Below are 14,946 nucleotides of genomic sequence, written 5' to 3'. Positions count from 1 at the left end.
CACTGATAAATGTTTAGCGTTAAAAACAACATTGTTTGGTTAGCAGTATTGCTGGGTGTTACTGCCTGCAATAGCGACAAACCACTAACCGACCAAAGCTACACGCTGCACAGTAGTTACTCCATCGAAAACCTGAGTAATTACCCCTTCAGCCTTAGCATTACGCTTAATCAGCAAGTGATGACTCTTGGCGCTAGCCCTTTTAGCGGCACTATCGCCCCCGGCGAACGCCGCAGCTTGCTAGAGTTTGTTGATATTGCTAATGCTACTAACCCGCCTTCAGCTAGCTTTGAGCAATTCACTATTCAAGCTGATTTAGGCGACGGTATGCGTACGGTATACCAACAAGTCACAGACCAAGACTGGCAACACACGATAGGTAGCAATAGCAAAGAAAACTACCTGCTCACGCTGGTCGATGCAGATCTCGCCTTATAAACGGCTACAATAAAGCCGCTTAGGCTGCTGTACCCACAACCGTAAATTTGCTACCCTGCGCGGCCTTTTTATCAGTACGAGGCGCCTACCTTGAGTCAATCTATCGCTGGTTTCGACTTTGGAACATCTAACTGTGCCGTAGGCATCATGCAGGACCAACAAGCACAGTTGGTGACGTTACCCGAACACGGTAACTACATGTCCTCAACCTTATTTGCCCCCCAATCAGAAATGATTTGTGGCTGGCTCTATCAGCAACTAGAGCAGCAAGGCAAAGCCGAGCGTTACAAACAAGCCCGCGTAAACCAATTAAGCGCCAGCTTACGCTCAATCAAAGAACTCAAGTTAGATGGTTACGATGAGCATTTAAGCTTTGGCCAACAAGCACTTAAAGAATATCTTATCGACCCCGCCGATTGTTATTACGTACGCTCGCCCAAATCATTTTTAGGCGCTAGTGGTATTCGCGAACGTCAACAGCAGCAGTTTGAAGACATTGCCGCCGCTATGATGTGGCACATTGCTGAGCAGGTAAAACAAACCGGCCAAGCTGAGCTAGAAAAAGTGGTGATTGGCCGTCCGGTTAACTTCCAAGGTTTGAACAGCGATCTGAGTAATCAACAAGCCATTTCTATTTTAAACAATGCCGCCAGCTTTGCTGGTTTTAAGCAAGTTGAGTTTTTGTTCGAACCCATGGCGGCCGGACTTAGCTATCAGCAACAGTTAAGCGAAGAAAAACGCGTGCTAGTGATTGATATTGGTGGCGGTACCAGTGACGTATCAATGTTAGTAATGGGACCCGATTATCTCGCTACTCGCGATCATAACAACCTAGTACTGGGTTACAACGGCGAGCGAATTGGTGGTAATGACTTTGATATTGCCCTCAACTTTGAAACCTTAATGCCAAGCCTTGGCGCAAAACTTCACTTGGCCAGTGGCCAACCCATGCCTATTAAACCGTTTTGGGATGCTGCCGCTATTAACGATTTTCCAGCACAAACTCGCTTTTATGAGAAAGATACCCGCTTGTTATTACAACGCTTACTCAAAGAGCCGCAATTATCGCCCCTTAAAGGTTTACTGCGCCTCAGCGATGAGCGATTAACCTACCAAATGAGCGCATCTGCAGAACAAGCCAAAATAGCCTTAAGCAGCAGTGAACAAAGCGTGGTGGATCTTAGTTATTTAGCAGAACAGCTCGAAGTAACGGTTGAGCAAACAGCTTATCAACAAGCGGCCGAGCGCTTACTTAACAGCATAGCCATGTTAAGTGATGATGTTATTACCCAAGCTGCTTGCCAACCCGATGCGATATTTTTAACCGGTGGTAGTGCTAACTCACCGATGATTAAAAACTTTTTGGCGCAACGCTATCAAACGCCGTTAGTGAGTGGTGATAACTTTGGTAGTGTCACCAGTGGCTTAACCCTGTGGGCTAATCACATTTTTTCTTAAACCCTATAACTGATAAACCTGCGGGCTAATCACATACTTGCTTGGCCTTATAACTCATAAACCTGCGGAGCCAATTCCACGCGGTTTTTGCCTTTTTCTTTAGCGAGATATAAGGCACTATCTGCTCGCGCAACTAACGCCTCTGGACTCACATCGTAAGCCGTAAGCATGGCTAAGCCCATGCTTACGGTTGCCGAAAACTTCACGCTAGCCTCAGCTTCCACCTTAAAACTCGCTAAATGCTCGCGTACTCGATTGGCAATAATCAACGCTTGCTCTTGTAAGGTATTAGGTAGCAGCAATAAAAATTCTTCGCCGCCCCAGCGACTTAAATAGTCTCCGTTGCGTAATACTTTTAGGCTTTCGATGGCAAAAATCCGCAGTGCTTCGTCACCCGCCGAATGACCATACTGGTCGTTGATTTGCTTGAAGTTATCGATATCGAGCAATATACAACATAACGGTTGAAGCGAGCGTTTGCTCACTGCATATTCCTCAATCAAGGTTTTACTCATGGAGCGACGATTCATTAAACCAGTGAGGGAATCATGATTAGCCTGAAACTCCAAACGGCGCTGATCTTGATGCTGTTGTGTTACATCCATCATTACTGACTGCACCGCAGGTTTACCATTCCAACTAACTACCGCCTCACTGATGTGTATCCAGGCAGAGGTGCCGTCTCGACGGACATTTTCTGTCACTACACTGTTAGTTTCGACTCGGCCTTGAATCAATTGCTCATGAAGCTGAATCGCTTTTTGTTGGTTTTCTTCGGGGATTAACGACAGCAAGCTACTTAACTTAAGCACCGCTTCCGGGCTGTCGTAACCCAAAATACTTGCCATTGCTTGGTTACAATACAGCGGCTCAAAAAAACGATGCACCACAATACCTTGTAGCGACGACTCTAGTAACAATCGATAACGTTGTTCGCTAGCATGTAATTTCTTCTCGGCTTCTATCTGCTGAGAAAAATCCACCAAGGTAATTTGCAAAGCGGGTTGGCCTTGCCACTCGGTAACATGGTCAATGGTGAGCACCGAAAACTGCTCCCCATTTTTTTTGGTGTTTTCAAAGACGCGGATTTTTGGTCTAGCTTTGCCACTGATAACCGATTCATAGGCATTAATCGCCTCTTGCTGATCGTCTTCAGCAATCAGTTCGAGCAGTGAAGGTAGCGCCAGTATTTGCTCAGCGGATTCGTATCCAAACATTTGGGCATAACGGTCGTCAGCAAACAAGGGCACAAAATTACGATGAATCACCATTCCATAATAAGCGCTAATATCACTAACCTTACCCATACGTACCTACTATTGCTAAGTATCTTTAAAGCGTAGTCAGGCTCTAGCGCTAACTCAAATAAGCGCGCTTAACTATCACTTAATTAATACTACTGTTACATTTAAATACTCTGTGGCGATTCTTTTGGTAAGGACACAAAGTGTTAGCTGTGATCAAAACTGTAATGCTGTTTATTGGTTTAAGTTTAATTCTCCCACTCAGCGCAGCTGACAGCGACACCGAAGCAGCAAAACTCGACCCTCCCCAACTTAACATGCAGTTAAATGTAGAAGTAGTGGGTATAGAGCAAGCAGCTCTGCAAGCATCGCAAGCACTTAGCGACATTGCTGCTAGCATCGACCAATTAGCGGTAAACCCAGAGATGAGCGAGCAACAACAGCAACAGTTTGAACGGGCGTTTTTAGCCGTTGAACAGCTCAGCACTCAACTAGATACCAGCTTAAAACAACTGCCCAATACGGTGAGCCAAAGCACCAAGCCGGTGATTAAACTGGCCGATGAACTATCCGACAATATTCAGCGTTGGGTGCTGATTATCTTGGCGGCCCTAGTGTTGATTATTATCGTTGCTTTAGTGGCCATTTATTTTACGGTGTTGGCCCCCACCAGCCGGGCAGTAATTACCGCCACTAGCCAACTCAATCAGCTAGCCAGTAGCTTAAAAGTCACCGCTCAATTAGTAGAACAAACATCGGCTCAAAACCAATCATTACTGCTTCGCTTAGAGCCCCCTAAAACACCGCGTTTTAAACAGCGACACATTAGGCAATAAAAAAGGCCAGCTCACTGGCTGGCCTCGCTTATTCACTAAGCAACTTACTCTCCCAAAAAGCCACCCGTTTGATGTGACCATAATTGGCTGTAGATACCATCACCTTGAATTAACTCAGCATGAGTACCTTGCTCAACAATTTCACCTTGGTCGAGCACAATTAAGCGATCCATTGCGGCAATGGTAGATAAACGGTGGGCAATCGCTATCACGGTTTTGCCTTCCATCAAATGATTCAAACTGGTTTGAATCGCCGCTTCCACTTCTGAATCCAACGCAGAGGTAGCTTCGTCTAATACCAAAATAGGCGCGTCTTTAAGCAAAACACGGGTAATCGCAATTCGCTGGCGCTGTCCGCCCGAGAGCTTAACTCCACGCTCACCTACGTGTGCATCGTAGCCAGTACGACCATCTTGATCAGTCAAACTTAAAATAAATTCATGCGCCTTGGCCTGTTTGGCAGCGGTAATCATTTGCTCTTCGCTAGCATCAGGTCGCCCATACAAAATGTTGTCGCGCACCGAGCGATGCAGCAGCGAGGTATCTTGCGTCACCATGCCGATTTGGGCGCGTAAGCTGTCTTGGGTCACTTCGCTAATGTTTTGATCGTCGATCAAAATAGCGCCGCCCTCTACATCATGAAAACGCAGTAATAAATTTACAAGGGTGGTTTTACCCGCGCCAGAGCGCCCTACTAAACCAATTTTCTCACCGGCTTTAATGCTCAAATTCAGCTTATCAATCACGCCACTCTCTTCACCATAGTGGAAGCGAATATCTTGATAGTGAATGCGACTTTCTGTCACTTTAATCGGTTTAGCATCCGCTTTATCGGTAATGGTTTGCTCGGTGGTTAAGGTGGTCATGCCATCGGCTACCGTACCAATATTTTCGAACAGTGAACTGATTTCCCACATGATCCACTGCGCCATACCGTTAAGGCGCAAAACCAAAGCAATCGCCACTGCTATCGCGCCTACCGATACATCGCCTAAGGTCCATAAATAAATAGATAGAGCCGAGATACCAAAGGTCAGTAAATAGTTAGATAACTGCACCGAAAAGTTAAGCCCTGTCACCAAGCGCATTTGCTTGTGAACAGTAACCAAGAAGCCATTCATGCCCTCTTGAGCATAATCGGCTTCACGCTGGCTATGCGAGAACAGTTTTACCGTAGCAATGTTCGTGTAGCTATCAACGATACGACCACTCATTAAGGAGCGGGCATTGGCCTGTTCAGTAGAGATCCGCTTAAGCCTTGGTACAAACACCAATTGAATCGCAATATAGGCCAACAACCACAACAGCATTGGCCAAATAAGCCTAATATCGGCTTGTGCGACCAGCACCAGCATTGAGAAAAAGTACACTAAGATGTAAACCATCAGGTCTAACAGCTTCATTACGGTTTCACGCACCGCCAAAGACGTTTGCATCACTTTAGTGGCAACTCGACCAGCAAAGTCGTTAGCAAAAAAGCTCACGCTTTGACGCAATAAATAACGGTGAGCTGACCAGCGAATAGCCATTGGGAAATTGCCCAACAAGGCCTGATGAATCACTAAAGAATCCAACAAAATCAGCAGCGGCATAATAATTAATAAGGTAATCCCCATTAACCACAAGCTACTGGCCTCTTCAGTTAAGAAGGTGGCGGGATCTTTAGTGCCCAGCCAATCAACTAACTGGCCCATAAAGCCAAATAAGGCGACTTCACAAATAGCAATTAACGCCGATACCACAGACATCACTAACAGTGGTTTGCCCATACCTGCGCAATAGTGCATACAAAACTGGTATAAACCTTTAGGGGGTTGCTCAGGCTCTTGTTTTGGGAAAGCGACCGTAAGCCGCTCAAAAAAACTAAACATTAAAACATTCCTTGTAATAAATCTCAGGGTTACAACGAATTAACTCGTGATTGTACTGTAGCGCAATTAGTCAGTGATGCGCAGCCTTGCTGACCAATAAGCGACAAATTATTAGCATTGCCAATAAAACGCCCATTGCCACTGAGAAAAAGGTCAAAGAAAGTACTTTGACCTTTATTACATTGCCGCCTAGCGATCAATGTCTTCACTATTTAGTGGGGTTTAGCTCGGTTTGAGGAAAGAAGTTTGCCCATACAATCCAAAAGATCCCTGCTTTTAGCGTTTCAACACGCTGCAACTGCTTACCATTTTCTAAATAGCCGGCAAAATCGAGTTGTTTAACGGGCTGTTTGCTGGGGTTGTAAAACACCCCTAAACTTTGCATCTCTTGGTCATAGTTCACCACAATGCTTTGCCCATCAACCACCAGGTTAACCACACCACCTTGGCTTACAACAAACTCTTCGGTGTAGGCAATGTAGTGTTCCCCCACATTAAAAGCCCATACCAAACGCTTGCTAGGTAAGCGTTTATCAACATGCTTAATGGTAGGAAAAACCGGTTTGTCTAAGTTGTGTTGAGCATTAATTGCTAGACCAAAAATAAGCTCAATCATTCGGTCGTATAAAAATACCGCGGGGTTTTCCCAAAAGGTCACTCGCATGCCTTTTTCTTGGTAGTCGTTCACAAATACCAAGCCTTCTGGGTAAGCCTGTTTAAACTTAGCAAAGGGCATTCTAAACGTTGCCACTTGCTGCATTTCACCGTCAATCCCAGCATTAATATCGCATTCTCTGCGAGCCCAAAGCTGCTGTACTGGTTGGTCGGTATTGGCATCAGCCATTACCAAGTTGTTTTCTAACTGCAGCACTGGGCGTAGCGATAAAGCTTGGCCATTAATCTCTGGCACTACCGCCATGCCCAAATTGGTTAAACCACAATAGGTCATAACAACATTAGACTGACCATGTTTTTGGTCACCAACCACATGCGGGCGCACCAGCTGCTTATCAGAATGAGCACGCGCTTGTCCGTTATGCTCATAAACAATCACACTTTCATCATCACGATAAAACTGTGCAGCTTGCTCAGGGCTTAAAAATACCGCATTTTCTTGGCGAGCGCGCATCATAATGTCTGGATTAATCGCCCCAGAGAAATACATCACTAAGATAATGGCACTCACCACCAGCATCATTAACAATGAAATGTGACTAGCCAGCAACAGCCACCCTAACCAAGCAACAGCCAAGCTGATTAAGGTATTGCGACTCAAGGTTTTACGCTTGTGCCAGGCCCGCATCGTTTTTTTCCGCGTAGACTTCACCACCCATTGGCCAAAGTCGCCTAATTCCATAAAAATAATAAAGGCGTAATACATCGCCACCGCCAAGCCTGCACCAATCAATACACTAGATAACATATACACCTCAATTCGATAAACCCATTAAACTGCAGCCAGTGTAGGATTTGTGAACAATGAGAAAAATCCACGACATCAAAACCCTTTGTTGCATATAATGGAACAAATCAAGCTTGCAAGGATCGCCAGGTGAATTTAGAAGATATGGATCTATTTGTTCAGTTAGCTAAACACGGTAGTTTTACCAAAGCAGCTGACGCAACAGACATTCCAAAATCAACCATTAGTCGACGCATCACCAACCTAGAGAAACACCTTGGTGTGCAACTGCTGGCCCGCACCACCCGCAAGTTAAGCCTTACCGAAGTGGGTGAAAACTATCTGCAAGGTTGCCAGAGTTTAATCGAGCAAGCTAAGCGTTTAGAACAAGATACCCAGCAGCAAAACGACGAACCCAGCGGCACTTTAAGCATCTTTATCCCCAATACCCTGTTACGTGTTTTTTGGCCGGTAGTGATAGAGATGATTAACGACTATCCCGAGTTAAAATTTGAAGCGTTTAGCAGCGAAGGACGCCAAGAAGATCAAACCACCACCCGCTACGACATTATGTTTCATGTTGACGAACCCAAAGATTCATCGCTGATTGCCCGTCGTGTATCCATTGTTGAATACGATTACTATGCAAGCCCTGCCTATATCGCTAAACATGGTTTGCTCCAGCAACCCAGCGATGTAGAAAAACATCAGATTATCTTCAATTCTGTATCTCAATCACCGGTTCACTTTTGGCGTTTTGACTACCAAGGCGAAATCGTCCAGCAAGCTATTTCACCCTTCTTTAGTGTGCAAAATCCCGAACTGGGTTTAGATTTATGCTTGCAAGATAAAGGCATCGCCTTGGTCCCGCATATGTTGTCTAAAGAGTTAGTGCAACAAGGTAAACTAGTAAAAGCTTACGCCCAGCCGCAGCAACTGAGTGGCTACATTTATGCCATTTACCATTCAAGAAAATTCTTACCAGCCAAGGTGAGGATATTTATCGACAAGCTACAACGTTTTTTAGAAGCGAAGTTTAATTAGTTCATAAATTGGAACAATGCATTGCATCGAGAGGGATTTTTCGCGGCTGACGGTTTGCCTACACTATGCCCATCTTAACGAGCACATTGCAGGTATTACTTAATGAACATTAAAACTTCTGTTTACGCCCTTATCTTTGCAGGCCTGATTTCCAGCACAGCCCATGCAGCCAACATTCAGCTAAAAGACGGCCGCGCTTTGCAAGGCAACATTGTGTCGCAAAATGCCGAAACATTAGTGTTAGACATGCAAGGCATTGAAGTTAAATTACCCACTGAGCAAGTGGCCAGCATTGATTTTAACGACACCAATAACATCGTTACTTCTGCCCCCGTCGCAGAAGAACCGGTTACCTCTCAAGTCTCAAACGAACCAGTAGAAGTACCAGCAGGCACTATTCTTACTATTCGCATGAGCGAAGGCGTGAATACTCGCCAGCACGAAACAGGACAACGTTTTACTGCCACACTAGAGGCTAACTTAATGTCTGGCGACACAATCGTTGCCAAGCGAGGCAGCACCGTTTACGGCGAGCTGAGTGAAGTGAAAAAAGCAGGTCGAATTGCCGGCTCAGCTGACATGAGCATCACCCTAACCAGCATATTGATTGACGACCAAATGCAGAACATTCATACCGACATACTTAGTTCTAGCGGTGCAAATACCGCTGGCGACACGGTTGGTAAAACCGCACGAGCGGCAGCCATTGGTGGCCTAGTAAATGGCAGTAGCGGCGCTAAAAACGGTGCCAAAGTAGGTGTGGGTGCATCAATCATCACCCAAGGCAACGACATTGAGCTGCCAAAAGACAGCTTGATTGAGTTTACTTTAGCCACCCCACTAGTGGGTTAGGCTTCATCAGCAGGTGGTAGCTCAGCCGCCTGCTGCAAAATAAAGGCAGTAGAAGGTTCGGTTTTATCCAACAGTTTTTCAACTTGTTTAATCTGGTCTAATGCTGCCGAGTCTTTACGGTAACTCAAATACACAGGCTGTAACCAAGGTTCAGCTTCTTCAACATTAAACAATTGCTGGCTGTCGATAAAAGGTTCAACCATAGAAGCAGGCAAGTAGCTTGCCCCGCCTTTTTCCAGAATAAAATCTAAAGCAATTCGGCCCGTAGAGGTGCGCAAAAACGGTGGCGGCATTTTGCTGTGTCGAGAGGCATGTTCAGAGCTAAATCGTGTTCCCCAATCAACATACACATAGCTTTTCGCTAACGCCGATAGCTGATTCTGCTGCTGAGTAGAGACCAGCACCAACTCCAAATCTGCCACCTTACTACAGACTAATTCATCAGACTTTAGCTGATCGAGCCCCACCCCAATATCAAGGGTTCGTTCTACCAACGCTCGATGCATGTGCTCACGGCCTAAACTCTCGGCGCTAAACGCATACCCTTGAAAGGTATCAGTAATCACGCTTAAACAATGCTGCAAATAAGCGTCCCACACATTCGGCGTACCCGCTAACGCAAGCTGAATAGCGTGGGCTTTGCTCAACAGTAATTCGGCTTTAGATTGCTCTAAAGTACGCACCATGTTTTCGGCGTAGGCAATTAAACGTTCGCCAGAACTGGTGAGTTTTATGGCGTTACGATCTCGAATAAATAATTGAGTATCAAAAAAACTTTCTAGCTGTTTAATCCGCGCACTCACCGCCGCTTGGGTGATATACAGGTTCTCAGAAGCTCGCCCAAAGTGCTTAACTTTGGCCACTTCCAAAAACGTTCGGAATACTTTTACATCCATTCAATAGCCCCTTTCCCGCTAACTCGAGGTTAACAAACAAAATTTGTTCATACGATAAAAACAATTCGTTTTCATCTTGAGCAAATATTCTCTACCTTGCAGCCAAATTACCCACGGCTGTTAAAGCCGCTTCACTACTTAGTTGGAGTAACCGCAATGATGATCGATTTTCGCTTTGGCAACAAACGTTTCTACGACGATAAACGCTTTAAACACGGGTTTCGTAAATCTGGTGATTTCACTCTACTTGAGTCCGAGTTGCTCAGTTTATATGGCGAAACAATGAGAGCGCTAGATGCGGGAGAAATGATGCCCGAAGGGCAGCAAGAACAGCACTTTTTATTGGTCTGTAGTAAGCAACTTGAAGCAGGCACCAAACTAGAAAAAATTTGGACTAAATACAAAGACCTAGCCTATTCAAGACGGCGTTTTCATACCTTGAATAGTCGCTCTAAATCTCAGGTAGATAATCTTGAGAATGAAGATGAAACATTTGTCACTGAAGATGGCTAAGCCCATTTATTTAAGCTAATCATAAATTAATAGGATCGAATCATGCGTGTAGCCATTTTATCTCGAGGTGAAAACCTTTACTCCACCCGCCGCTTAAAAGAAGCAGGCGAAGCGCGTGGACACCAAGTAGACATCATTGACACCTTGCATTGCTATATGGATATCACCAGTAGCAAGCCTACGGTACGTTACAACGGCGAAGTACTGCCGCAATATGATGCGGTGATTCCACGCATTGGTTCGTCGATTACCTTTTATGGCACAGCAGTGGTGCGCCAATTTGAAATGATGGGTACTTTTTGTGTCAATGAGTCGGTAGCAATTAGCCGTTCTCGCGACAAACTGCGTTCACTACAGTTGTTGTCTCGCAAAGGTATTGGCTTGCCACGTACCGGTTTTGCCAGCAAACCTGACAAAATTCAGGATCTGATTAAAAATGTTGGCGGAGCTCCGTTAGTCATCAAACTGCTAGAAGGCACTCAAGGCATAGGCGTGGTATTGGCCGAAACCAACAAAGCCGCCGAAAGTGTGATTGAAGCGTTTATGGGCTTAAAAGCCAATATTTTGGTACAAGAGTTTATTAAAGAAGCCGGTGGGGCCGATATTCGCTGCTTAGTGGTAGGCGGAAAAGTGGTTGCGGCCATGAAACGCCAAGCGGCCGAAGGCGAGTTTCGTTCCAACCTACACCGTGGCGGCGCCGCACAGTTGGTGCGCCTAAGCAAAGAAGAACGCGCTACTGCGATTAATGCTGCTAAGGCCATGGGTTTGAACCTATGTGGTGTAGACATATTGCAATCAAATAACGGCCCAGTGGTGATGGAGGTTAACTCTTCTCCGGGCTTAGAGGGCATTGAAAGCGCCACCGGTAAAGATGTCGCCGCTATGGTATTCGAGTTTATCGAGAAGAACGCCAAGCCCTTTGCCACCAAAACACGCGGCAAAGGGTAGAGGTAAGCCATGATTATTGCTGGAACAGAGATTAAGCCGGGTGAGCAAAAGCAACTACAAATTCCGGTGGCCAAGCTCTATACCGACACCGACATTTCTATTCCGGTACATATCACCCGCGCCAAGCGCGCGGGGCCAACGGTATTTATTAGCGCGGCGGTACATGGTGACGAGCTAAACGGGATTGAGATTATTCGCCGCTTAACTCGCTCATCTAGCTTTAAAATTACCAAGGGCTGCCTAATTGCGGTGCCGATGGTTAATATTTACGGGGTGCTAAATCAAAGCCGTTATATGCCCGATAGGCGCGATTTAAATCGCTGCTTTCCAGGCTCAGAAAAAGGCTCGTTAGCTGGTCGACTGGCACATATATTTCTCACCGAGATTGTGGCGCATTGTGACTACGGCATTGATTTACATACGGGCGCGATTCATCGCTCTAATTTGCCGCAAATTAGAGCCAACTTGAAAGACCCAGAAACCCAACAACTGGCGGAAGCTTTTGGCGTGCCAGTATTGCTAAATGCCGATTTACGAGATGGTTCGTTACGGGAAGCGGCGGTAGATAACGATACAAAAATACTGCTTTACGAAGCGGGTGAAGCACTACGCTTTGATGAGCTATCGATACAAAGTGGGGTAAAAGGCATACTAAAAGTTCTGTCGCATTTAGGTATGATTAAAAAGCGCCGCAGCAGTAAAAAAGCGTCGCCATACGTAGCCTATAGCAGCGCCTGGTTACGCGCATCCGCCAGCGGTATTGTGACTGAATATGCACAGCTAGGTGATTTGGTGGATGCCGGTGACATCATGGCAGACATTAACAGCCCTTTTGGCGAGTTAATTAATCAAGTACGCGCAAAACGTTCTGGCATAGTAATAGGTAAGCAGAACATACCCTTGGTACAAGAGGGTGACGCCATGTACCACTTAGCATTTTTTGGCGCAGAGCAAGATGAAGTCGCCGAACAAATAGAAAACTGGCAAGAGTCGATTAACCCTTCGACCGGCCCTTAACAGAACAAGGTAAAACAATGAGTATTACTACCATTTTCCTGATCGCAGTAGCTTTTGCAGCCTTTTTTATTGCTCAAAGCAAACTTAATCAAATGGTGCTTAGCTACGGTGAAGAGCGCAATATTGCCAAAACACGGATTCATTACGTCAGCTGGGTATTGCGTAGTGTTTTAGTGCTGCTATTCGTCATGGTTGTTAGCGTGGTTAGTGATCTTGGCTTCAACGACTTTGGCATATTTCTCTCTTCGGTATTTGCGGTATTAGGTGTCGCGCTATTTGCCCAGTGGTCTATTTTAAGCAACGTAACTGCCAGTGTTATTGTATTTTTCTTTTTCCCTTACCGAGTCGGTAACCGAGTAAAAATACTCGACGGCGACAACTCTATTGAAGGGCGTTTAGAAGAAATCACCCTGTTCCACGTTATTTTGCTGGCAGACAATGGCGCTAAGCTCACTTTTCCTAATGCCATGGTATTTCAAAAAGCGGTTGTCATTGGCGAACACCAACCCACTAGAGCCGTTGAAAAGAAAACCCCAGCAGCGGCGGAGCCTGAAGAAGATAATAATGGCTAAATTAATCATAGGTAACTTAGAAACTTGCCACCTGCCCGACTTAGGGATTAGTGATTTACAGGTGCGTGTAGACACTGGCGCAAAAACCTCGGCCCTGCATGTAGATAACTTAGAGCGAACCAAAGTAAACGGTAAGCCACATATTAGCTTTGATTTACATCCAGACATTTATAACTTGGATCAGGTGAGCCGTTGCAGTGCGCCAGTATTTGATACGCGGAAAATAAAGTCATCTAATGGCGATGTTGAACAACGTTATGTTATTCAAACTCGATTTCAATTGGGCGAACATGTTTGGCCTATTGAAATAACACTAAGTAACCGTAAAGATATGACTTATCTAATGTTATTAGGCCGTGAAGGCATGGGTGACAATGTGTTGGTCGATCCTTCAAAAAGCTTTTTGGTGAATACCTAAGGGGTATCGCCCATTTGCAGCATCGAGGAATAGATCACTAACCACCAATAAGGACAGCCACAATGACCAGCGAAGCAAAGACAAGCTCCAACCAACAAACCTTTGATGGTCACCATGACGCGGCACTACGCCGCGTTTTGGATGCGCTTGACCAAGAGCAACAGCCGGCCGATCTCAGCTTTATTAGCCAATACGACAACGCGATATTAGCTAACCTTATCGAATCACTGCCCGACGGTTACCGCCAACACATTTGGCCGCAATGCAGCGCCGAGCGCTACTGGGACATACTGCACTTAATGCAGTATGAAACGGTTAAGCACCTACTTAGCCAATTTAGCCAACAACAACTCAACGATTTACAGCATTTCGTTAGTGATACCGAAATTGTTGAGTTTGCCGATATTCTTCCAGAGTCGATGGTGGATATTTATCTTGAACAACAAGATGAACTCACCGCCGCACAGCTGCAAGACGCATTAAGCTACGAAGACGAACAAGTTGGCCGCTATGTAGATACCCACATTTTACGTGCCCGACCAAATTCTACTGTAGAACGCATTAAACAACGTTTAAGCACTCGGAGTAACAAACACGTCGCCATTTACTTGGTAGATGCCAACGGGCAATTTCAGGGTGCCTGCAGCATGACCGATATCAGCAATGCCAGTGACCACACTCGGCTCAGTGAACTCGGCCAAAGCATAGAAGTATTCGACCACCAGCAAATGCTGGCCGATATAGCTTTGTCACTGAACGTTGTGCCGGGGCATGCTTGGCATCCGGTGCAGAGAGACGGAAAAATTATTGGTGCGATTGCGCTATCTAACATTGTGCAATGGCTGCAAGAACGTAGCTTAGATATTGCCATTAGCGATTCCCCTTCTGACGAGGAAGATCTGTTCACCCCTGTGCCCACAGCCGCCAAAATGCGCGCAATTTGGCTTACTACCAACCTAGCCACTGCGTTTCTAGCCTCTTGGGTGATTGGTTTATTTGAAGGCGCTTTGCAGCAATTAGTTGCACTCGCTATTTTAATGCCGGTAGTGGCCAGCATGGGCGGGATTGCTGGTAGCCAAACCTTAGCAGTAGCCCTGCGAGGTATTGCGCTAAACCACTTACAACAAAGCAACCTTAAGCTGCTGTTAAACAAAGAACTTAAAATTGCAGCCTTTAACGGCTTAATGCTAGGTTTGGTGATAGCCGGCGTGGTGAGCTTGTGGTTTCAATCACTGCCATTAGGCATGGTGATTTTTGTCGCCATAGTATTAAACAGTTTGGCAGCCGCAGCTTCGGCCACCATGATCCCCTTTGTACTGAAAAAAATGAAGATTGACCCTGCGGTAGCGGGATCGGTAATACTTACTACAGTGACCGACATTGTAGGCTTTGTCGCCTTTTTAGGCCTCGCTTCACTCTTTTTAATAAGCTAGACAA

The 14,946-nt window shown here is 45.7% G+C and carries 15 protein-coding genes; 11 read left to right on the top strand and 4 right to left on the bottom strand.

What is annotated here, in order from left to right:
• Positions 1 to 9 precede the first annotated feature (9 nt).
• Positions 10 to 438: a hypothetical protein gene (locus Q4592_RS06980; protein ID WP_303511500.1), complete on the top strand. Its 429-nt coding sequence runs from the start codon at positions 10 to 12 to the stop codon at positions 436 to 438.
• A gap of 90 nt (positions 439 to 528) precedes the next feature.
• Positions 529 to 1,896 (top strand): molecular chaperone, encoded by a 1,368-nt coding sequence (gene yegD / locus Q4592_RS06975; RefSeq protein ID WP_303511498.1) that lies wholly within the window; start codon positions 529 to 531, stop codon positions 1,894 to 1,896.
• A 47-nt stretch (positions 1,897 to 1,943) separates the two neighbouring features.
• On the opposite strand, the gene Q4592_RS06970 is transcribed toward yegD, so the two are convergent.
• A complete protein-coding gene (locus tag Q4592_RS06970; RefSeq protein WP_303511496.1) occupies positions 1,944 to 3,203 on the bottom strand; it encodes a sensor domain-containing diguanylate cyclase in 1,260 nt (419 codons plus the stop codon).
• Positions 3,204 to 3,343: 140 nt separating this feature from the next.
• On the opposite strand from Q4592_RS06970, the gene Q4592_RS06965 reads away from it, so the two are divergent.
• A complete protein-coding gene (locus Q4592_RS06965; RefSeq protein ID WP_303511494.1) occupies positions 3,344 to 3,976 on the top strand; it encodes a hypothetical protein in 633 nt (210 codons plus the stop codon).
• 44 nt (positions 3,977 to 4,020) lie between these two features.
• Here the strand turns inward: Q4592_RS06965 and Q4592_RS06960 are convergent, their stop codons facing one another.
• Positions 4,021 to 5,847 carry an ABC transporter ATP-binding protein gene (locus Q4592_RS06960; RefSeq protein WP_303511493.1) on the bottom strand — a complete coding sequence of 609 codons (1,827 nt, stop codon included), beginning with the start codon at positions 5,845 to 5,847 and terminating at the stop codon, positions 4,021 to 4,023.
• Positions 5,848 to 6,055: 208 nt separating this feature from the next.
• On the bottom strand, positions 6,056 to 7,270 hold the full coding sequence (locus Q4592_RS06955) for a DUF3179 domain-containing (seleno)protein (protein WP_303511492.1): 1,215 nt from the start codon (positions 7,268 to 7,270) through the stop codon (positions 6,056 to 6,058).
• A 129-nt stretch (positions 7,271 to 7,399) separates the two neighbouring features.
• Between Q4592_RS06955 and Q4592_RS06950 the strand changes: the two genes are divergently transcribed.
• Entirely contained in the window at positions 7,400 to 8,293 is an 894-nt protein-coding gene (locus Q4592_RS06950; protein ID WP_303511490.1) for a LysR family transcriptional regulator, read from the top strand.
• A 102-nt stretch (positions 8,294 to 8,395) separates the two neighbouring features.
• On the top strand, positions 8,396 to 9,145 hold the full coding sequence (locus Q4592_RS06945; RefSeq protein ID WP_303511489.1) for a hypothetical protein: 750 nt from the start codon (positions 8,396 to 8,398) through the stop codon (positions 9,143 to 9,145).
• On the opposite strand, the gene Q4592_RS06940 is transcribed toward Q4592_RS06945, so the two are convergent.
• Positions 9,142 to 10,041, bottom strand: a complete 900-nt coding sequence (locus Q4592_RS06940) for a LysR family transcriptional regulator (RefSeq protein WP_303511487.1) — start codon at positions 10,039 to 10,041, stop codon at positions 9,142 to 9,144. The genes Q4592_RS06945 and Q4592_RS06940 overlap by 4 nt on opposite strands.
• Positions 10,042 to 10,197: 156 nt before the next feature.
• Here Q4592_RS06940 and maoP point away from each other — a divergent pair, with 156 nt between their 5' ends.
• From maoP to Q4592_RS06910, 6 genes are all read left to right on the top strand, one after another.
• Positions 10,198 to 10,554: a DUF413 domain-containing protein gene (gene maoP, locus Q4592_RS06935; RefSeq protein WP_303511485.1), complete on the top strand. Its 357-nt coding sequence runs from the start codon at positions 10,198 to 10,200 to the stop codon at positions 10,552 to 10,554.
• A 42-nt stretch (positions 10,555 to 10,596) separates the two neighbouring features.
• A complete protein-coding gene (gene rimK / locus Q4592_RS06930) occupies positions 10,597 to 11,502 on the top strand; it encodes a 30S ribosomal protein S6--L-glutamate ligase (protein ID WP_303511484.1) in 906 nt (301 codons plus the stop codon).
• Between the two features lie 9 nt (positions 11,503 to 11,511).
• Positions 11,512 to 12,519, top strand: a complete 1,008-nt coding sequence (locus tag Q4592_RS06925; protein WP_303511483.1) for a succinylglutamate desuccinylase/aspartoacylase family protein — start codon at positions 11,512 to 11,514, stop codon at positions 12,517 to 12,519.
• Positions 12,520 to 12,536: 17 nt separating this feature from the next.
• On the top strand, positions 12,537 to 13,091 hold the full coding sequence (locus Q4592_RS06920; RefSeq protein ID WP_303511481.1) for a mechanosensitive ion channel domain-containing protein: 555 nt from the start codon (positions 12,537 to 12,539) through the stop codon (positions 13,089 to 13,091).
• Positions 13,084 to 13,509, top strand: a complete 426-nt coding sequence (locus tag Q4592_RS06915) for a RimK/LysX family protein (RefSeq protein ID WP_303511479.1) — start codon at positions 13,084 to 13,086, stop codon at positions 13,507 to 13,509. The genes Q4592_RS06920 and Q4592_RS06915 overlap by 8 nt, the downstream gene beginning before the upstream one ends.
• A gap of 62 nt (positions 13,510 to 13,571) precedes the next feature.
• Positions 13,572 to 14,942 carry a magnesium transporter gene (locus Q4592_RS06910; RefSeq protein WP_303511477.1) on the top strand — a complete coding sequence of 457 codons (1,371 nt, stop codon included), beginning with the start codon at positions 13,572 to 13,574 and terminating at the stop codon, positions 14,940 to 14,942.
• Positions 14,943 to 14,946 lie beyond the last annotated feature (4 nt).

The sequence above is a fragment of the Agarivorans sp. 1_MG-2023 genome, from assembly GCF_030548385.1.
GTDB lineage: Bacteria > Pseudomonadota > Gammaproteobacteria > Enterobacterales > Celerinatantimonadaceae > Agarivorans.
This window is presented reverse-complemented; position numbering and strand designations above follow the sequence as displayed.